The organism is Bacillus sp. 103mf (genome assembly GCF_900116295.1).
In the GTDB taxonomy this organism is placed as follows: domain Bacteria; phylum Bacillota; class Bacilli; order Bacillales; family Bacillaceae_G; genus Bacillus_A; species Bacillus_A bruguierae.
Genome location: NZ_FPAF01000007.1, coordinates 44,716 through 65,405, shown reverse-complemented (window position 1 = coordinate 65,405; position 20,690 = coordinate 44,716). Strand labels below are relative to the sequence as shown.

At 33.7% G+C, this 20,690-nt stretch carries 14 protein-coding genes; 5 read left to right on the top strand and 9 right to left on the bottom strand.

Annotation, left to right across the window (positions count from 1 at the left end; genetic code table 11):
* The first annotated feature begins 231 nt into the window (after positions 1-231).
* From BM350_RS16665 to BM350_RS16655, 3 genes are all read left to right on the top strand, one after another.
* Complete coding sequence (locus tag BM350_RS16665; protein ID WP_090916663.1) at positions 232-2,196, top strand: FtsX-like permease family protein; 1,965 nt, start codon at positions 232-234, stop codon at positions 2,194-2,196.
* A gap of 404 nt (positions 2,197-2,600) precedes the next feature.
* Complete coding sequence (locus tag BM350_RS16660) at positions 2,601-3,353, top strand: ABC transporter ATP-binding protein (protein ID WP_090920490.1); 753 nt, start codon at positions 2,601-2,603, stop codon at positions 3,351-3,353.
* Positions 3,350-5,332, top strand: a complete 1,983-nt coding sequence (locus tag BM350_RS16655; RefSeq protein WP_090920487.1) for an FtsX-like permease family protein — start codon at positions 3,350-3,352, stop codon at positions 5,330-5,332. The genes BM350_RS16660 and BM350_RS16655 overlap by 4 nt, the downstream gene beginning before the upstream one ends.
* A 52-nt stretch (positions 5,333-5,384) precedes the next feature.
* Here the strand turns inward: BM350_RS16655 and BM350_RS16650 are convergent, their stop codons facing one another.
* The 4 genes from BM350_RS16650 to BM350_RS16635 all read right to left on the bottom strand — a co-directional run bounded on the left by BM350_RS16650 (position 5,385) and on the right by BM350_RS16635 (position 8,755).
* Positions 5,385-5,579 (bottom strand): YjcZ family sporulation protein, encoded by a 195-nt coding sequence (locus BM350_RS16650; RefSeq protein ID WP_090920485.1) that lies wholly within the window; start codon positions 5,577-5,579, stop codon positions 5,385-5,387.
* 316 nt (positions 5,580-5,895) lie between these two features.
* Positions 5,896-6,198 carry a nucleotidyltransferase family protein gene (locus tag BM350_RS16645; RefSeq protein WP_090920482.1) on the bottom strand — a complete coding sequence of 101 codons (303 nt, stop codon included), beginning with the start codon at positions 6,196-6,198 and terminating at the stop codon, positions 5,896-5,898.
* Between the two features lie 4 nt (positions 6,199-6,202).
* Positions 6,203-7,309: an o-succinylbenzoate synthase gene (gene menC, locus BM350_RS16640; protein ID WP_090920480.1), complete on the bottom strand. Its 1,107-nt coding sequence runs from the start codon at positions 7,307-7,309 to the stop codon at positions 6,203-6,205.
* Positions 7,310-8,755 (bottom strand): o-succinylbenzoate--CoA ligase, encoded by a 1,446-nt coding sequence (locus BM350_RS16635; protein WP_090920477.1) that lies wholly within the window; start codon positions 8,753-8,755, stop codon positions 7,310-7,312.
* 1,592 nt (positions 8,756-10,347) lie between these two features.
* On the opposite strand from BM350_RS16635, the gene BM350_RS16630 reads away from it, so the two are divergent.
* On the top strand, positions 10,348-13,200 hold the full coding sequence (locus tag BM350_RS16630; protein ID WP_090948277.1) for a SpaA isopeptide-forming pilin-related protein: 2,853 nt from the start codon (positions 10,348-10,350) through the stop codon (positions 13,198-13,200).
* 297 nt (positions 13,201-13,497) lie between these two features.
* Here BM350_RS16630 and BM350_RS16625 read toward each other — a convergent pair whose 3' ends face one another.
* The 3 genes from BM350_RS16625 to BM350_RS16615 form a co-directional block, all read right to left on the bottom strand.
* Positions 13,498-14,313: a DUF3952 domain-containing protein gene (locus BM350_RS16625; protein WP_090920086.1), complete on the bottom strand. Its 816-nt coding sequence runs from the start codon at positions 14,311-14,313 to the stop codon at positions 13,498-13,500.
* 280 nt (positions 14,314-14,593) lie between these two features.
* The gene (locus BM350_RS16620; RefSeq protein ID WP_090920083.1) at positions 14,594-15,382 is read right to left on the bottom strand and encodes a hypothetical protein; all 789 of its coding nucleotides are present in this window, start codon (positions 15,380-15,382) and stop codon (positions 14,594-14,596) included.
* A 587-nt stretch (positions 15,383-15,969) separates the two neighbouring features.
* The gene (locus BM350_RS16615) at positions 15,970-16,812 is read right to left on the bottom strand and encodes a hypothetical protein (protein ID WP_090920080.1); all 843 of its coding nucleotides are present in this window, start codon (positions 16,810-16,812) and stop codon (positions 15,970-15,972) included.
* 214 nt (positions 16,813-17,026) lie between these two features.
* On the opposite strand from BM350_RS16615, the gene BM350_RS16610 reads away from it, so the two are divergent.
* Positions 17,027-18,895, top strand: coding sequence for a SpaA isopeptide-forming pilin-related protein (locus BM350_RS16610; protein WP_090920077.1), 1,869 nt, complete (start codon positions 17,027-17,029; stop codon positions 18,893-18,895).
* A 422-nt stretch (positions 18,896-19,317) separates the two neighbouring features.
* Here BM350_RS16610 and BM350_RS16605 read toward each other — a convergent pair whose 3' ends face one another.
* Together BM350_RS16605 and BM350_RS16600 are read right to left on the bottom strand one after the other, a co-directional pair.
* Positions 19,318-19,767, bottom strand: coding sequence for an SUKH-3 domain-containing protein (locus tag BM350_RS16605; RefSeq protein WP_090920074.1), 450 nt, complete (start codon positions 19,765-19,767; stop codon positions 19,318-19,320).
* A 469-nt stretch (positions 19,768-20,236) separates the two neighbouring features.
* Positions 20,237-20,653, bottom strand: coding sequence for a hypothetical protein (locus tag BM350_RS16600; protein ID WP_090920071.1), 417 nt, complete (start codon positions 20,651-20,653; stop codon positions 20,237-20,239).
* Positions 20,654-20,690: the final 37 nt, after the last annotated feature.

The window sequence follows — 20,690 nt, the reverse complement described above, 5'->3', positions numbered from 1 at the left end:
ATGCATAGAAGCGGTCAGGGCCTTTTCCCCTGCCACGTGCAAGGTTTAAAACAAAGTGAGAAGGCACGTAGACGGTCATTTTTTGACCTGCATAGCAGTGACTTATATGTCGAAAAATTAAAATGGATTTATATAGCTTATAGAAATTCTATGACAAAGTGTATGAGGAATCCTTTCCTCATACACTTTTGCAACATATAAGAATGATTTTAAGACTGAGAGGATAAAAATATGACATTTTGGCAATTTGCATTTAAGAACGTAACACGTAACTCCCGTGCTTATTTTGCCTACTTTCTAAGCAGTTCCTTTTCCATTGCAATTTTCTTTTCATTTGCCGTGTATTTATTTCATCCTCGTTTGCAAAATGCTGATACAACTTCCGGTATCGACACCTTAATGGGGGTATCTGAGGCTGTTATTGTATTCTTTTCATTTTTCTTTTTATTATATTCTACCGGTACGTTTTTAAAGGTTCGAAAAAAGCAATTTGGCGTTTTAACTGTTTTAGGTATATCAAAAAAGCAATTAAAACGACTCATTTTCATTGAGAATATGTTAATTGGGCTTCTTTCTATTTTTATCGGAATTCAAGTTGGGATTGTCTTTTCACAACTTTTCTTATTAGTTACAGCAAAAATTACGCACATGCCCGGATTATATTTATATTTTCCAAAAGGTGCAATTCTGTTAACAACGTCAACCTTTCTTGGACTCTTTATCTTCGTATCAGCTTTTACCCCTGTGTTAATTCGAACGAGAAAAGCTGTACGTCTTTTAAAAGAAGGAAAAATAAATCAAAAAGAAAAGAAGCCATCCATTATCATTTCCTTGTTTGGCATTTCATGCTTGCTTTCTGGATACACACTAGCAATGTGTCCAAATTACTTTATGTCACTAGGTGATATGATTGGTGTACTATACATTTTATCTAGTATTTTTTCCATTCCAACACTGGTGGCAATCGGGACATATTTTTTCTTTTCACAATTTAGCTTTCTGCTCATTCATATGTTGAAAAGAAGACGGAAATTTTATATGAAACGAATTAATTTGCTGTGGATTTCTGATTTAGCAAGCCGTATTCGTACAAATATTAATATGCTCTTTGTAGTAACGATGTTGTCTACTCTCGCCTTTACCATGATGACCTTCATATATGGTTTTGGTAAATTTACAAAAACACAAATTGTGAAAGATAACCCATTTCCATTTACTTATCTTTCCTATGATGCTAATCCAATCGCTTCGCAGCATATCGATTGGTTAGAACAGCGATTAAAAGATGAGAAATTTGAATACAAAAAAATAAAAGTAGACTTATATGGTATATCGCTACAAAAAGGAACAAATTCCTCTTATGAAGATGAAGTGTATGTATTAAAACAAAGTGATTATAATCAGTTAGCTACTGCACTCCATCATAAAAAGGTTTTCTTGAAAGATGATGAAACGTATGTACTCCCTGGGTACTCTTATGAAATTATGACTGGTAAGTGGGACTACCAAAAACAGTCAATTACGCTTTCTCCAAATTCCTTGAAATTACACGTGCAAGGTATTGGTGATAAAAATGTGATACCCTCTGGAATTATTCCAAATGTACTCGTCTTATCCGACAATACGGTACAATCGCTATCACATGCTATGAAACATATGACGTTATACAATTTCCAAGTACAAAATTGGGAACATACACATACAATAGCCGCCGCATTCATCGAAAAGCTTTATGCAGATCGCAAACAAATTCATTCTGAAGAACGTTTATATGAAGCTTTTGAAGGAAGCAATCAACTATATGAAACGAAACTACAAAATGCTTCCTTTTTCTTTATTGGTACGTTCCTTGGTGTTATCTTCTTTATCGGGGCTGGAAGCGTACTTTACTTCCGTATGTATACAGATTTAACGAATGAACAAGACAAGTATATTGCGATTACAAAAATCGGCTTAACAGAATCAGAAATGAAGCGGTCAGCTACCATTCAGCTTGCTATCTTATTTTTTGTGCCATATATAATGGCTTCCATTCATACGATGTTTGCCGCAAAAATGTGGAAAGGCATAATCAAACTATCCTTGTTTACTGAGGTTAGTGTTGTCCTTATCATTTTTGGAACGGTTGAAATTCTCTTTTTCCTTTTAATTCGTTCATTATATATGCAAAAGTTGTCCCAGCATATTAAACTATAAAAAATATAAGGAAAAAATTGTTCCTCCCTTATATATATACAAGTTAAAAAACCGACATAAAAATCCCTTTTTTTAGGGGGATAAGAGCATCTGGCCTCGCATAGAAACGGTCAGGGCCTTTTCCTACCACATGCAAGGTTTAAAACAAAAGGAGAAAGCAAGTAGCGGTCATCCTGTATTCTGCATAGCAGCGACTTATAAAGAAAAGCGGAAGCGGCTCGCTCAGAACAAGACGCGAAGCCACCGACTGTTCTAGCCGCTGGAGCTGGATCATAAAGAAAAGCGGAGCCGACTGTTTAGGCCCGTTGGCTAAGGTTCTTAGACATGAGGGCTTAGGAGGCCGAGTTAGACAAAAATGTTGAAAAATTAAAATGTATTTATAACGTTAGAAAGGTGATTGATATATGGAAGAAGTACTACATATTCGAAATGTATCGAAAGTGTATGAGGGGAAAGTCCCTCATACTGCTTTAAAAAATATTAATTTACATGTAGATAAAGGAGAATTTGTTGCGATTATGGGCCCGTCCGGAAGCGGGAAATCAACTTTATTAAATGTTATTTCAACCATCGATTCTCCTACAGCAGGAGAAGTCTTTATTAACGGAAAACAGCCTCATACGTTTCGCAACGAAAAATTAGCTATCTTTCGCCGGCAAGAGTTAGGATTTGTATTTCAAAGCTTTAACTTATTAGACACATTAACAATTGGAGAAAACATCGTTTTGCCCTTGACGTTAGATAATGTTCCACTTGCTGAAATGGATGAAAAGCTAGATACTATTTCAAACAAACTCGGGATCGATCATATTTTAAATAAACGAATTTTTGAAGTTTCCGGAGGACAAGCACAGCGTACCGCAGTGGCCCGTGCAGTCATCCATAAACCTTCATTACTGCTTGCTGATGAACCAACAGGAAACTTAGATTCAAAAGCTGCAACTGATGTAATGGAACTATTTACGAAGTTAAATAAAGAAGAACAAGCGACAATTTTAATGGTGACACATGACCCATTTGCTGCTAGTTATTGCAACCGCATCATTTTTATTAAAGACGGTGAGCTTTATAATGAACTGCACCGCGGCCTGCACCGTGAAAGGTTCTATCAAGAAATATTAGATGTATTAGCATTACTAGGAGGAAGACGTGGATGAAGTTTTGGCAATTCGCATTACGAAATGTTATCCGCAATGCCAGAGCTTATTTTGCCTATTTTTTAAGCAGCTCATTTTCTATTACGGTGTTCTTTTCATTTGCTGTGTATCGGTATCATCCACGTTTACAACATATACAAAGCTATAAAGAAACAGGACCTCTTTTCACTTTAATTGGTTTTACACAATTTGTAATTGTACTGTTTTCTTTTTTCTTTTTGGTGTACTCAATTGGAACGTTTTTAACCGTACGCAAAAAGCAGTTTGGCGTTTTAACGATTTTAGGTATTTCACACAGGCAACTCAAACGACTTATTTTTTTAGAAAATATGATTATTGGGCTTCTTTCTATTTTTGTTGGCATTCAAGCTGGTCTTGTATTTTCTAACTTTTTCTTATTGATTACATCAAAAATTTCAGGTATTAACGGCCTTTATTTATATTGGCCATCAGAAGCAATTCAGACAACTGTAGCGACATTTCTCATACTCTTTACAATTGTATCTATCTTTACACCTGCTTTAATTCGAACACAAAAAATTGTTCATCTTCTAAGAGGAGGAATTCGCGGAAAGAAGGAGAGATCGCCTTCTGTTATCATTTCAATTTTTAGTTTACTATGTCTATTTTCTGGTTATATTTTTGCAGCTTATCCACAAAGCTATATAACAGAAAAAAGTTTAACAAACGGGATTGGTCTACTCATTATTCTGGCCATTATTCCTCTCGTTACAATTGGGACGTATTTTCTATTCTCCCAGGCTAGTTTTCTTTTCATTTGGATATTAAAAAAACGTCGACGCTTTTATATGAAAAAAACGAATATGCTATGGATCTCTGATTTAGCATCACGCGTTCGCATCAATATTAATATGCTTTTTGTAGTAACAATGCTATCTGTAATAACTTTTACGACTATCACAACATTATATGCTTTTAATAAATACACAAAGGCTTCTATACTAGAGGCATTTCCTTTTCCATTTACTTATGTATCTTACGAAGGAAATATTTTAGAAGCAAAGCATATTGCAGCATTAGAAACAGAATTACGTACAGATAAATTTACTTACCAAAAGCATAAAGCAATTATTTATAAAGATAAGGCTGCTAATGAAGAAATTTGGATTATAAAGCAAAGTGACTATAATATTCTTGCTAAATTTCTAAACCGTCCTCAAGTTCAATTAACGGGACATGAAACATATATAGTTCCAAGATATTCACCAATACCATTAGAGCTATTAACAAATCCTTTTCTTAAACAAACAAAGATTACGCTACAATCTAATAAAAAAGAATTTCATATAAAAGAAATAGCTACCAAACCGATTATACCGGAGAACGCTTATGCTTACTTGATCGTACTGCAAGATCATGCTGTAGACAATGAAATTCCACATCTTGAACCAATGGCGTTCTATAATTTTCAAGTAGATGATTGGGAAAATACACTGCCGCTTACAAAGCGCATTTTGCATATGACCACAGAAGATGCAGAAAGTGTATCTCCACATACAGATCAGCAGGAAGAACAGGATAAGGCCGTTCCCTTCCGAATTTTTACATCAAGTGATGAATTATATGTTGATAAACGCTGGAACGTTGCCAACTTCTTTATCGGTACATTTCTTGGCATTATTTTCTTCATGGGAGCAGGAAGCGTTCTTTATTTCCGTATGTATACCGATTTAACTAGAGAAGCCGAAAAATATAAGACCATTACAAAGATTGGATTAACAAAAGCCGAAATGACATGTTCAGCAACCATTCAATTAGCAATCCTATTTTTCGTTCCTTATGTTATCGCTTCGATTCATACAATATTTGCAATTAAATTCATACAAAGTACACTTTCTTTTTCTTTATTAAAAGAAGAAATTTTAATATTAGGTCTCTTCGGCATCATTGAAATCATCTTCTTTTTCCTGATACGCTCGTTTTACATTCAAAAACTGTCACAACATATTAAACTGTGAATAAAATAGCCCTGTGCTCTGCACAAGGCTATTTTCAATAGTTTTTAGCTTATTAGCAACAAAAGCCGCCGCCATAACCGTAGCCTGGATAACCGCCACCATAACCACCGTAACCACCGTAACCACCGCAGCCACCAAAGCAGCTAGCGCCGATAATGATTAACAAAATAAATAATACGATTAAAAGCGCAAAGCCATTGCCGTGACGATGCCCATGTCCATGTCCATGTTCGCAACTTTCACCCATTACTCTTTTCCTCCTTTAATAAAAATCCTTATTCTTTGTCGGATCCTTTCAGTGGATTCCATTTATCCTATGTTTAGGACAAAAATAAGAAGCTTGTTCTTTTTAAAAACAGGCTTGTTCTAACATAAGATCTTATAAGATGCCAAACAGATCCCGTAGTAAAAACTCCCATGAAGAATTTCGAAAAAAGATGAAAATGGAACAATCCATGGTAACGCTCCAAAAAGTGCAGTAGATTAAAAAGTAAGGGAAAGTATTTTCAGCTAATAATGCTATTTCACACAAAAAGAGCGGCGATATGAATGACGCCACTCTTTTATATACGCTGTGCAAACAACCGGCCTTCTCGTAAAATATGACGCTTCAACTCGCTATCGGACAATGTATTCAAATGAACCGCATCTACTTTTCCCACTCCGCTTAGCTCTTCCATTAATTGAAATAAAAGCCATTGAAACTCACCTACTGAAATATGCGTTGTCTCAATCGCTATATCATAATCCGAAGAAGGTGTTGCTTCTTTTCTGGCATGAGATCCGAAAATGTACGCCACTTTTACAAATGGTGTTTCTAATAAACGATTTTGTATATGACGCATCACCTGTTCATGCTTTTGCATATGTTCACCTCTCACATACAATGCATTGTTTCGTTATCTCTTCTAGTCTTGTCCGATTTATGTTATATCCAAACCCAGCTTGCTTAGGAACAATAATTTTCCCATGTTGCAGCGTTACTTCCGGCGAGATAATATCTTGCTCCCAATGTCTTTTAGAAGCAGAAATATCACCGGGAATTGTAAAATTAGGCAGCGATGCGAGCGCAATATTTTGCGCCCGGGAAATTCCCATTTCTACCATGCCTCCGCACCAAACAGGAATACGATGCTGCTGACAATAATCATGGATACGAATGGATTCTGTTAATCCGCCAACTCGCCCAGGTTTTATATTGATGATACGGCAGCTCCCAAGTCTTATGGCCACTCTTGCATCTTCTAAACAATGAATGCTTTCATCTAGGCAAATGGGCGTTTCAATTTGCTGCTGCAAACGGGCATGATCAAGAAAATCATGATCTGCTAACGGCTGTTCAATCATCATTAACTCAAATTCGTCCAACCTTTGTAACTGCTTCATATCCGCCAGCGTATAGGCAGAATTGGCATCTGCCATCAATGGAATAGTTGGAAACGCTCTGCGAACTTCGTGAAGCAAAGCATAGTCATTGTCCGGTTTGATTTTCACTTTAAAACGTTTATACCCTTCTTCAGCGTATGTTTCAATCCGTTTTAACATATTAGGAACTGTATCAAGGCCAATCACTACACCAACTTCAATCTCCTGTTTTACACCGCCAAGCAGCGCGGCAAGCGATTGATTCTTGCGCTTTGCATACAAATCCCATAATGCACCCTCGATTCCTGCTTTCGCCATATTGTTGCGTTTTATATGTTGAAAAAGAGACGTAACATCAGAAGGATGGGAAAGCTCCTGCTCAAATAACACCGGCAACAAAAAGTCTTGCAGCATATGAAACGCCGTTACGACTGTTTCTTCTGTATACCAAGGCTCCGAAAAAGCGACCACTTCGCCCCAACCGCTTCGTCCTTCTTCATCTATTAGTTCTATCACAATACTTTCACGCTTTTCATACGTCCCATAACTTGCAGCAAATGGAATAACGAGCGGCATTTCTGTTACATACAGCATTGCCTTTGTAATATGCATTTATATCTCCTCCGCCAGCTGCCGCAATTCACGGCGCAGTAATTTCTTAGAAGCATTGCGCGGCAGCTCAGAAAGAAAATGAACCTCTTTTGGCACTTTATATCGTGCAAGTTTATCTTCACAAAAAGCAATGAGTTCCTCTGCCGTTATCTCTTTTGATTTCACAACGAATGCGACAGGAACTTGTCCCCATCTCTCATCACTTAATCCAACAACTCCCGCTTCCAAAACAGCGGGATGCATAAGTAAGACTTCCTCAATTTGCGCCGGGTATATGTTCTCTCCGCCGGAAATAATTAAATCACTGCGGCGATCTAGCACATAGAGAAAACCATCTTCATCTAAGTAGCCAATGTCTCCCGTATGTAACCAACCATCGTGAATACTCGCTCTCGTCGCCTCTTCACGATTGAAATAACCACCCGTTACATTCGGCCCCTTCACAACAATTTCCCCGGCAGTTCCTACACTAGCTCCCCTTCCACCTTGTTCAATGCGAAGCTGACATGGGAATAGTGGTTTTCCAGCCGAACCAACTTTCGTTAACATATAATCAGCGGCCAATGTACAAATTTGCGAAGACGTTTCTGTCATCCCATACGTTTGATACACCGGAATCCCTTTTGCAACGCACGTTTCCAAAAGCGGTCTTGGAGCTGGCCCTCCGCCAAGCAATACGCAGCGAAGAGACGTTGGATATGTATCTTCTTGCAGCCGTTCTAATAAATCCGTCAGCATTTTAGATACAACGGAAATCATCGTTACACCTCTTGTTTGCAGCGCTTCATGAATAAAATCCGGATCATACTTCGGAACAAGTAACACCCTCATACCATACATAATATTCTTCATTAAAAGCGATAATCCGCCCACATGGAAAAACGGTAAACATGCTAACCAACAGTCATCATCATGAAGCCCTAAATTCAGCGAAGAACCAACTGCACTCCACCAATGGTTCCCGTATGTAAGCATCACGCCTTTCGGTTTTCCCGTCGTACCTGACGTATAAATAATCGTCATCGTCTCTTCTAAAACAAACTCATTTTGCACGGTTCCCTTTTCTTTCGGCAATGCTGCAAGCTCTGTAAACAAGTAGACAGGTACTTGCTCTCCCTCAAACTCTTCATCTGTAAGCAAACAAGACACCTCTGCGTCCTCCATTTGCCAAAGTAGCTCTTCTCTTGAAAGACGTGTATTCAGCAAAACAGCGACTGCCCCTATATAAGAAAGAGCATGAATCGCAATCACCATCTCCATACTATTTTTCATCAGAACAGCCACTTTTGTTCCCTTTTTCACTTGTAAATAAGCAAGATGTTCACAACATAAAAGCACCTTCTCATGAAGCTGCAAAAACGTATACGTACTTTCTCTCGTTTCAATCGAGGTGCGCTCCGGTGTTAAAAAAGCACGTTGCATAAGCCAATTAGGCATTCTCTCCATATTATGTTCTCCTTTCAAAGAATAGAAAGCTAACATATAGCTCTAACTCTGTTCCTTCACGTATAACTATATATACAAGGTAAAAAAACGACATAAACACCCATTTCTTTTTAGAGGAGGGACGAGAGCCTCTGGCCGTACATAGAAGCGGTCAGGGTCTTTTCCTGCCACATGCGAAGTTTAAAACAAAGGGAGAAAGCAAGTAGCGGTTATGTTATATTCGCATAACCGTGGCTTATATGTCGAAAAATTAAAATGGATTTATATAGCGTTACTTCCATATTATCTATCTCTTACTCCTATAGCAAATGTTAGCTCTTTGCCTAATTACGTTCCATTCTTCTGAAATATATTTATTAATTCAACCATATTATTGTGCAAAAAATATCTATACTTTTTACACAATGATGATTACATTCAGTTCATCTATAAAATTTTATTCTTTTAAAATTTTATTTTGCATTTCAATACTATTTTATTTCCCGCTAAACAATCTCAAACTTTCAAAAAAATGACAATTTTCACCCCCAAAAAGGACTATTCTTTTTCTACAATAGAATCTATAATAGAACACAGTATTATATATATTCATATTTTTCTATTTATTCATAAAGATACTTTTATGTACGAACAGCTCTATGTATAACCCAATACACAGGATGTAACGTTGTTCAAAAGGATGCAACTGATAATACTACTTTCATTTTTACTAAATACTTGCATCTAAAACTTTTAAAAAAAGACTATTATTTTTCTACAATAGCATTTATAATAGAGCACAGTATTATATATTTTTATATTTATTCATAAAGATTTTATTTTATACACGAACAGTTCTCTGTATAACCCAATACACAGGATGTAACGTTGTTCAAAAGGATGCAACTGATAATACTATTTTGATTTTTACTAAATACTTGCATCTAAAACTTTTAAAAAAAAGACTATTCTTTTTCTACAATAGCATTTATAATAGGACACAACATTATATATATTCATTTTCATATTTTTATATTCATTTATAAGGATTTTTCTTTATGTACGAATAATTCTCTGTATAACCAAAAACACAGAGTTTAACGTTGTTCGAAAGAATAGAACTTATAATACTATTTTAATTTTTATTAAACAGCTATACCTTGAATTTTCAAAAAAATGACAAAATTTTATCAAAAAACACCTATTCTTTTTCTACAATAGAATTTATAATAAAACTTAAGATTTCAGAAATACATATATTAGCATTAATTGAAATGTTTTACTCCTTGTATACCAGCAGTTCTCTATATAACCAAATATACAAAGTTTAATATTATTCAAAAAGATGCAACTTACTAATACTATTTTCATTTTTATTAAATACTTATATCTGTAATTTTCGGAAAACTGACAAAATTCAACAAAAAATACCTATTCCTTTTTCTGAAATAACATTTATAATAGAGTTAAAATATTACAAATTTTCTAATTATTTAATCTTTTTTTACGAAACTTTTATAGATATTCCAAGTGGTACTCTTTTACCAACAACAAGTGTGATAAAAACATAAGATTTTCTATACTAAATTTGATAAATGGCGGTGGATGAAGAAATGAAACAAAAAATGTTAGCAAAATGGTTTTCTATATTAAGTGTGCTTATTATATTGTTAGGAGTTTCTGTTCCACAAGCAAAAGCCGAGATTGTACATAAGGAAAAATATCAAATGAAGTGGAGTTATAGTAAATCAAAAAATCGAGAAATTAAAGCAGGAACTCTTAAAGGAGCATCAGGAAGTATCGAATATTGTTTATCACTAAACCTACCTTCTCCTAATGGACAGGATTTACCTGAAATGGGGAGAGCGACAGACGAGGTATATCGTGTACTACTAAACGGATATCCGCAAAAAAGTCCAGTGGAATTAGGTGTATCTACACCAGCGGAAGCACATTACGCAACCCAATTAGCTGTATGGATTGTTCTTGGACAATTACAAGTAGATGATTTAGTACCACAAAATCAACAGGTACATACTCTTATGAAACAGTTAGTTGAAAAATCTAAGCATGGGGCAGAATCTCAAAAAGTATTTTTCAATGTAACTTCTCCTGATTCACAAAACGTAAAACAAAATGGAGACTATTTAGAAACAGGTTTATATACAATTCAAACAAATGCAGTTTCTGGAACATATACAATTGAAGGTGAAAATGCACCTGCAGGAATTCAACTTTTAAATGAAAATGGGGAAAAGAAAACTACATTTTCTATTAATGAAAAATTTAAGATTTTGATTCCTAAAAATACAGCTAGCGGAGATTTCAAGTTCAAAATAAAATCAAACCTAACAAATTTACAGGCAATTACGTTTGATGGAAAACGAACTATTCAAAATACAGCTACATTATCTCAAAGAAGTAAAGAAGAAGTGAGCACAGAGTTAGTAGTAAAATGGGAAACACTAGGATCTTTAAAAGTTATGAAATCCGATGAAAATAAACAACCTTTAAAAGGTGCTATATTTGAAGTTTCTAATGAAAAAGGTGATATCAAACAAAATATTACTTCCGATGATACAGGTGTTGCTGAATTACATCAACTTCCTATCGGCACTTACATCGTAAAAGAAGTTCAAGCTCCAGAAGGATATGTGCTTGATCCTACAATTAAAAAAGTAGAAGTACAAACAAATGAAACTGCTTTATTAGAAGTGGAAAATAAACATATACAAGGTGAATTAGAAATCTCAAAAGTTGACTTTGCAGATCACAATAAGAAGCTTTCAAATGCTGAGTTTACTATATATAATCAACAAGGTCAAGAAGTTTCCAAAGGTATAACAGATGCAAATGGTATTGTCACATTCAAACTACCTTATGGAACATATACATATAAAGAAACATTTGCTCCAGAAGGATACATACTTAGTGAAAATACTTTCTCTTTTGAAATAAAAGAAGATGGTCAAATTGTTAAACACGTAGTAGAAAATAAAGAGAATCCAACACCTGAGATACCAACACCTGAGGTACCAGAAGAAACGCTTGGATCTTTAAAAATTATGAAGTTCAATGAAAATAAAAAGCCTTTAAAAGGTGCTGTATTTGAAGTTTCCAATGAAAATGGTGATATCAAACAAAATATTACTTCCGATGATACAGGTGTTGCTGAATTACATCAACTTCCTATCGGCACTTACATCGTAAAAGAAGTTCAAGCTCCAGAAGGATATGTGCTTGATCCTACAATTAAAAAAGTAGAAGTACAAACAAATGAAACTGCTTTATTAGAAGTGGAAAATAAACATATACAAGGTGAACTACAAATCTCAAAAGTTGACTTTGCAGATCAAAATAAGAAACTCTCAAATACTGAGTTTACTATATATAACCAACAAAGTCAAGAAGTTTCCAAAGGTAAAACAGATGCAAATGGTATGATCACATTCAAACTACCTTACGGAACATATACATATAAAGAAACATTAGCTCCAGAGGGATACATACTTAGCGACAATACTTTCTCTTTTGAAATAAAAGAAGATGGTCAAATCGTTAAACATATTGTGAAAAATCAGAAGAAACCTATACTTGAGCAACCAAAAGAAACGCTAGGATCTTTAAAAATTATGAAGTTTGATGAAAACAAAAAACCTTTAAAAGGTGCTATATTTGAAGTTTCCAATGAAAAAGGTGATATCCAAAAACATATCACATCCGATGATGCAGGTATTGCTGAATTACATCAACTTCCTATCGGTATTTACATTGTAAAAGAAGTTCAAGCTCCAGAAGGATATGTGCTTGATCCTACAATTAAAAAGGTTAACGTACAAACAAATGAAAACGCTTTATTAGAAGTGGAAAATAAACGTATACAAGGCGAACTACAAATCTCAAAAGTTGACTCTGCAGATGACAATAAAAAGCTGTCAAATGCTGAATTTACTATATACAATAAGCAAGGCCAAGAAGTTGCCAAAGGTAAAACAGATGCAAATGGTGTTATCACATTTAAACTACCTTACGGAACATATACATATAAGGAAACATTAGCTCCAGAGGGATACATACTTAGTGAAAATACTTTCTCTTTTGAAATAAAAGAAGATGGTCAAATGATTAAACATACAGTGAAAAATCAGAAGAAACCAATATCCGAAGTACCAAATCAACCAAAAACTCCGGATAAAGAAATGACAACAAACGTACAACATGTAGAGAAAACAGTTCATGTAAAAAAACTAAATCCATCAGAAACTCTAAATAAAGAAATTAAACCAGACCCACAGCATGTAGAGAAAACAGTTGATACAAAAACACCGGACATGCAGCATGTAGAAAAAACAGTTAGTAAGAATACAAAATCTTTACCATCTACAGGATCAGAATTTCCAATCTTACCTCTTTTAGGACTTGGATTTATCATGGCAGGAATTTACGTATTCAAAATGAGATACTAGAAAAATTACTTTTTTTAAGAAAAATTTTCTGAATCTTTAAAAGAATTAGATTTGAAAAATAAAAAGCAAATTCTATAATGATTTCTACTTATAAATAGAAATTTATCCCGCTATTTTTGGGCAGTAATACTGCCCGTAAAAGCCCGATTGGGAGGGCTAATAATCAGTGGGGGATGAAGCCCCCCCACTGATTAAAGTTTCACTTTATAAGATCACATTACATATTTCTTGCAGTACTAGTTACGAAATACAAAGTAAAGCCTCCCTCTTTCTCTATATAGGAAGGGGGAGGTCTGCTTAATTGTTATATTGTTTTTCATACTCTAAGTACTTTGTTTTCGCATTTTTAGTATTGTATTCTTTATTTCTAAAATTCACTATTATTTGTTGAATATGTGATAACATCTTCCCCTCTTCATTTTTTTTGTCATAATTAATTACTATGTCTATGTTACCTATTTCCATAGGATTTTCTTTATAATCTTTAGCTTGAGTAAAATCCAAACTAATTATTGCACTTCCAAATTTATCATATTGTAATTGCAGTTTATCATTAATTATTTCTTGAAATTGTGATTCTGTTAAGCTATAATAAATCCCTTTCGGCTCATCAAATCCAGCTCTATCATCTTTAGGTTTTAGTTTTCCAATTCCTTGTAAACGATCTATAATGAATTTCACAGTTGAAACATCTAGATTTTGGTTAGAATTTACACCTTTTCCTTTTTTATACATAATATTTGTATTATATACATCTTCTTCTTTATAACTTTTTAATGGACCTTGTTCTTTTTCATTTTCTATTTTAGTAACAACCTGCTGTACAGTATTTCCATATAAACTCTTATCTTTCGTATTATATACACCTTCCGTAGTCTGATATATTATTCTACCGTGCTTTTCATCTCCTTTTTTCTCATACGTACTATATATACCTCGTTCTTGCACATACGCATACCCATCATCACTTGGGGTCATTACCGTCTCCATATCCCCTTCATCTAACGCTTTTACTAATCTTTCATACTCAATTTTCGTTCCTCCTAAACTACATCCACCTAATAAAGTTGCTACTATTGTTATAACAAGCATCACTTTAACTTTCTTTTTCATATAGCCACCTCTTTTGTTACTCTCTTGGCATTTTCAATTTGATTATGTTCCCTTTAAGATTTAGGAAAATTAATACAAGCAGAACCACCACATAGATTGTCCTTCCAATCAACAAAAATAATTTCGTTTTCGTAAAAAACGAGACAGCCTCTCCTTTCAATTTATATCCTCCATGTTTTGTACTTTCATAAGATTAACTCCTTCTATATTTATTTGATTAAGAACTAGTAATTAACTATTAAGAATGTAACGATTCCTATTTTTTTACATCCACCTCATTTTATTTCTTTTTGTTTTTCTTTTCCCTCTCTTCATACCACTTTAGCCTTTCCTTCCTTCTTTTTTCATGCTCTTCCCATGTAATGTTGAATGATAAAAATTTAAATCGACAATATACCAATAGGACGAATTCTGCTGATACAACGGCGAATACATATAATATTATTGTTTGTATAACATAAATTGCTATTTGATTAAGTGCATAATTAAGGTTTAAAAAAATTAATACAAGCAGAACCATTACACAGATTATCATTCCAATCAATAGAAGTAATTTCGTTTTAGTAAAAAACGAGACAGCCTCTCCTTTCAACTTATATCCTCCATGTTTTGCTTTTTTAAAAACATCAATTGTTGCTACCATGTGAGTACAGATTGCCCCCAATAGTATTAAACCAATATAAAACAATGTTTTATTGTCACACGGAAAATCAAATATTCCTTCCACCACCATAACCATAAATGGTAATGTTGCTAACTGAAAAGAATAAAATAAAGTCACGATGGTTTGGAACTTCTGTAATTTAAAAGCAACCTTTGAAGACATGTATATCATTAAAAAAATGAATTCCAAGATATATAACATTACCTCGGTTCGTACAATTATCTTCTCAAAAGGACTTAAAGAAATCCTATCACCATTCAGCAAAAAAGCTAAAAACATGATCAGCATCGGTATAGAAGTATATGCAAAAACTCCCCCAAAAAAGATTCTTATATTATCAGGACTTAATCGGTTTCTATTTTCAACTTCGAAAAAGCCTAAATCCTCGTCCTTTATTTTTAACATTTATTTACTACCTACTTCCTAATTTTAAATGCTATTAGTTCAACTTAAAAATATATTTGAAGCATATAAATCCATTTTAATTTTTCATCATCTAAGTAGCTGCTATGCAGAACAAAACAAACTGCACTTACTTTCTCTCTTTGTTTTAACCCTTGCATATAATAGGAAGCTTTTAAGCATAAATGCTCTCGCTTTCCTAAAGGCTTTTATGCCACTTTCTTCACTTTGTATTTATACAGTAAGAATGAAACAATTTTATTTGTACATCGTCCACTCCTCTCTCTAAATATATAGAAACTTTTTTAAAAATAACTATAATAAGGTGAAACTTTAATCAGTTGGGGTTTTCTTCATCCCCACTGATTATTAGTTGAACCAATCGGGCTTTTACGGGCAGTTCATCTCCCACCTAACTTCTTTGCTTTCGCTGAATTTTGAGGTGGGAGTATTACTGCCCGTTAATACAGGATAAATACGACCATTATTAATTTCCTGAATTCAATGAACAAGAAAATAGATACTCACTCGAGTACCTATTTTTTGACTATTTACCCTACACATAAAAAATAACAGCTAATTATAACAATCTATTTACTAGGAACCTGCGACAGACGTTCCTCATAATTTTTAGATAATAAAATATTGAGAAGGCCTAGCATATTATTTGTCTCTTGCCGCGCCTCCTCATATGCTTGGGAAAAGGCTATTTTATTCTCTTTTGGGTTTTCTATGTTTGCTAACTTACTCCAACTTTTTTTCAGTTTATCATTCTTTTGAAATAGCCCTTGGTCTACTTCGCCTTGCGCAACAGGAGCCATATAATCAAATTCTCCACCTTTTCGCAAGTATGTAAGTGCCGCTGTAATCTCAGCAGTATTTGAAAAATCTCCCTTTCTTGCAGGAGCTTCTAGCACACGAAGTGCAGGAACTGATGCATATACTGCTTTTACAAGTGCCCTTTCTAAATTTGTTATTTCATCCCATGATTTATATTGAAAAGAAGGATTTTCTTTTACTGTCATAAACGCATATCCTTCTTTCACCAAATCCGGTGATAAATTTTCAAGTGGTTCTTCTGTACGAATATTAATAACTGAATCACCATAATTAGATATATCAGTCACTCGACTATTTTCACTTGTAACACGGCGAATCGGATGATCCGTGTAAAGTATGTAGCCGCGTTTATCAATATGTTGCTGAAGTTCTTCTACTGTTGTTTGTATACCAATTTGTCCTTCTTCCTTCTTTTGTCCATCTTTCTTTTCTTTTTCTGTAGTGACTTTCTCTGTTTTATCAGATGTTACATGTTCTTTTTGAGACTCCGCTTTCTTCTCTACTGGCTTTACTACTTCTTTTTCCTCGCAAGCAGATAATGTTAATAATGCACCCGCTAACATTGTGTTTACTAATATTTTTTTATATTTCATACGAGCACCCCCCTCCATTATTATACATACTTACCAAAAAAGAGAGGAGGTTTCTTTTTAGTAAAACTTCACATGATCTTCACGGCATTTTTCGTTTTCACAAAATTACAAAACTTTACAAAAAAACCACCTATTCTCTTTTTCGAACAACAAGTACAATGAAAATATAAGATTTTCTATCCATAAAATTTGATAAATGGTGGTGGAGAATGAAATGAAACAAAAGATGTTAGCACAATGGGTTTGCATGTTAAGTGTACTTATTATGTTGCTAGGAGTTTCTGTTCCACAAGTTAAAGCCGAAGTTATTCATCGTGAAAACTATCAAATGAATTGGAGTTATAGTAAATCAAAAGACAAAGAAATTAAAGCGGCATTATTCAAAACTGGATCAGGGAATGTCGCATATTGTTTAATACTAGGCCTACGTACCCCTAACGGTGAGGATTTACCAGAAATGGGGAAAGCAAGTGATCCAGTATATCGTATACTATTACATGGATATCCACAAAAAAGTCCTGCCGAATTAGGTGTATCTACCAAAGAAGAAGCACATTATGCCACCCAATTAGCGATATGGATTGCTATGGGACAATTACAAGCAGATGATTTAGTGCCCCAAAATCAAAAAGTACACACTCTTATGAAACAATTAGTCGAAAAATCTAAAGATGAGTCAGAATCACAAAAGATTGTTTTCAATGTAACCCCTGCTGATCCCCAAACCGCAAAACAAAATGGAGACTATTTAGAAACAGGTCTATATACAATTCAAACAAACGCAATTTCTGGAACATATACAGTTCAAACTGAAAATGCACCTCAAGGAACCCAAATCTTAAATGAAAATAGGGAAAAGAAAACCACATTTTCTATCAATGAAAAATTTAAAATTTTAATTCCTAAAAATACACCTAGTGGAGCTTTCAAATTCAAATTAAAATCAACATTAACGAATTTACAAGCCATTGCTTTTGATGGAGGAAAAATCGTTCAAAATATAGGCGTATTATTACAAAGAAATAGCGAAAACATTAGTACAGATTTAGTCATAAATTGGGAAACACTAGGATCTTTACAAATTATGAAATTAGGAGAAAAGAAACAACCTTTAAAAGGTGCTGTATTTGAAGTTTCAAGTGAAAAAGGTGATATCAAAAAAAGTATCACTACAAATGATAAAGGCATCGCTGAATTGCATCAACTTCCTATTGGAACTTACATCGTAAAAGAAATTCAAGCTCCTGATGGCTATATATTAGATAATACAACTAAAAAAATTGAAGTAAAAACAGGTGAAACTGCTTTACTAGAAGTTAAAAATGAAAATATACAAGGGCAACTAGAAATATCAAAAGTTGACAGTGCAAATAACGACACGAAACTTCCGAATGCTGAATTTACTATCTATGATACGCAAGGAAAAGAAGTTGCAAAAGGAAAAACCGATAAAAACGGTACTGCCACATTTAAACTTCCTTACGGCAAGTACACCTATAAAGAAACTTTAGCCCCTGATGGCTATGCTCTTAACAAAGAAACTTTCTCTTTTGAAATTAAAGAAAGTGGACAAATCATTAAACATACAGTGAACGATAAAAAGATTTCTGGTGAATTCATTATCTCAAAAGTTGACAGTGCAAATAACGACACGAAACTTCCGAATGCTGAGTTCACTATCTATGATATGCAAGGAAAAGAAGTTACAAAAGGGAAAACCGATAAAAACGGTACTGCCACATTTAAACTTCCTTACGGCAAATACACCTATAAAGAAACTTTAGCTCCTGATGGCTATGTTATTAATGAAGAAACTTTCTCTTTTGAAATTAAAGAAGATGGGCAAATTATTAAACATACAGTGAAGAATCAGAAAAAGCAACCATCAGGAACACCAACACCAAATCAACCACAAACTCCGAATAATGAAATTTCAACAAATACGAAGCTTATAGATAAGCCTATAAGTAAGAATAGAAGGTACCTTCCATCTACTGGAATGAAATTTCCGTCCTTACTTCTTTTTGGAATCGGATTTATTATTGCAGGAGGTTATCTGTTAAAAATGAAACGAAAAGTATAATAGACACTATGATAATATATAAAGAACAAAAGAAGATAATCAACCATATGCAATAGGTGATTATCTTTTTTCTCTTTCAATGGACTTTTTTAATGCCCTCAGATTTATGAGACTTTTGTGTCATTTTCACTTTATTCATGTAATAACTATATTTTTGTAGATAAACTGAAAGTAGAGCAAAAGGAGCGTTTTCTAGTATTCAATATTGAATTAGCTTTTTTTATTTTCTTTAATAAACATAAAATATAGAAATATTATCTGTCATCAAATTAGAATCCTTAATTAATACATGCGTCATTCCATCATCACTAATTTGTACTGAATAAACCTCTCAAAAAACTGCACCGACTTTTTCTCTCTAATCACGCTTAATTACAATTATGAAGTAGATTAGGACATAATTTTGCATTGAAAAAGTACTATTACCCTTCAAATTTACCCCAAATCATTGTTCCTTTTTCAAGAATAATATTATCAAATGCCTCTAAAACAGTATCTCCTGCCCAACCTGTTGCTTCAAATATTCTTCCTGATTCTGATATGTATAAATTTATCTCAAAATCATAGAGTGAACCTATAGGAATAACTTTTTCATCAATATAATCCTCTAAACCAAAAAACGAACTATTTAACACACCTATTATTTCCTTAATGCAAGTGGTATGTTTAGATATGTCCTTGCATCCATCTGGCCAAATTTTTTCAACATTGATTCGTAATTCCCCAAACTCCTCCATAAATTTTTTTGCACTTTCAAAAACCTCAAATCCTCTTTCTTCAAGGAACTTTACAGTTTCTGATATGTCTATTTTTCTACCCTCATACCATCCCGCTTTTTTTAATTCTTCTATTGTCTTATTTGATATTTTCATTTTCATTCCTCCTAGTAATCAATGTTATAGAAATCAAAAAACGTTCTACTACAATTCCTATAAGGTTCAGCAAAACCACCTTGTAAGTTTTCTGTTCTAATCATAAAATTATCATAGTGGTTGTAAACACATTGTTGGAAATGAAGATATTAGCAATATTTAATCATGTTTTCTTTTATTTTCTCATACTCTATGTCTACCTTTTCCATTTAATTTATTTTCCTATACTTATCTGGCCATTTCCCTTTCTTCTTTTAATTTTTGACATACAAAAAGCTCATTCCTTCTCCTCTTCAAGTTGGAACGAGCCTTTGAAATTTTATTAAGTATGTCTATTAAGTTTTTAACTTTTTGTTTGTTGATTGCATTGTATAACCCTGCTTTAACGATGTGAACCTTTTATATCTTTAGAAGATGTTTATTAGATCCGTTTAAACAAAATTCTTGAAAGACTCGACTGACGCATTCTTTAATCAATAGAAAAATTGTATCTTTCCAGAAACTTATCTAGTAATGTATCCTTATTAGATATAACATTTTCGATTTTCTTATAAGGTGTATCACCATACTCTTCTATAATTTGTTCATTCACGTCAAGCAAAACTTGTTTAACTTCTTGATGTATACTTTCTCGACACCTTATCACAATTGCATAGTACCAATCTTTTTTATTAAATTTAATCAAAATAAGACTTTTTGGTTCTTTAGGACTCTTTATTAAACGAATCATCTCTGTTTCAGATTCATGGTCTTGTATGTGCGCCAGCTTATTTTCTCTTGTTAAATCAACAGGAGTCCCCATTATTTCGCCTATCCGCTCTACTAGTTCATCAGTATATTCGTTAGGAAATTCATATTCGTATTGCACTAAGAAATCTTGTCCCATATATCCTCTATCCTCAATAAAACTAATTTGTAATGAT